This window comes from Tepidiforma sp. (genome assembly GCF_026419595.1).
Lineage (GTDB): Bacteria > Chloroflexota > Dehalococcoidia > Tepidiformales > Tepidiformaceae > Tepidiforma.
In genome coordinates, this window is sequence record NZ_JANZZD010000116.1 from 1 (window position 1) to 582 (window position 582).

General features: G+C 73.7%; 1 protein-coding gene. It reads right to left on the minus strand.

The genetic code is table 11. The features are described from left to right. Nucleotides 1-566 (minus strand): hypothetical protein (locus tag N2041_RS14680; RefSeq protein WP_297679367.1); only part of this gene is annotated, 566 nt, incomplete at its 3' end. Nucleotides 567-582 lie beyond the last annotated feature (16 nt).

The following is a 582-nucleotide window of genomic DNA, read 5'->3' on the forward strand; positions in this document are numbered from 1 at the left end:
ATGTACCGCCAGTTGCGGACGTTCCGCAGGGCGGCCTCGCGGAAGGCGTCTTCGATCCACGCCTGGGGGTACCGCTCGGCGGCTTCCAGCAGGCGTTCGGCGACGATGGGGGTGATGGTGCCGATGTGCTCTTCGTAGAGGCGGAAGATATCGGGCCGCGGGGCGGCAGCCGCCGGTGCCGACGCGACGACGGCGGTGCCCGCCCCGGCTAGCGCCCGGCGGTTCTGGGGGGTGTTCAGCCCGTAGCAGCGCTCGCGGCCCTGCGGCGTGTCGAGCTCGGCGGCGAGGAGGAGACCCAGCTCGAGGCATTCGCGCAGGCCGTCATCGAGGCGGTCGGCGGAGCCTGCGAGGCGGGCGAAGGCCGCGCGGACGGCTTCGTCGGAGGCGAGCTCGCGGACGGGGACGAACGCCGGTGCGCCGCGGCGTTCCTGGGAACAGCGGGCCACCCAGAGGAAGGCGAGAAGCGCGGCGGGGCTCCGCAGCCTGGGGAGCACCGCCGTGAAGAAGAGGTTCGGGATGGCCGTCGCCCGGGCCACGGCCGGGAAGCCGGGGAAGGGCTCGCTCACGCCGACTCCTCCTCTA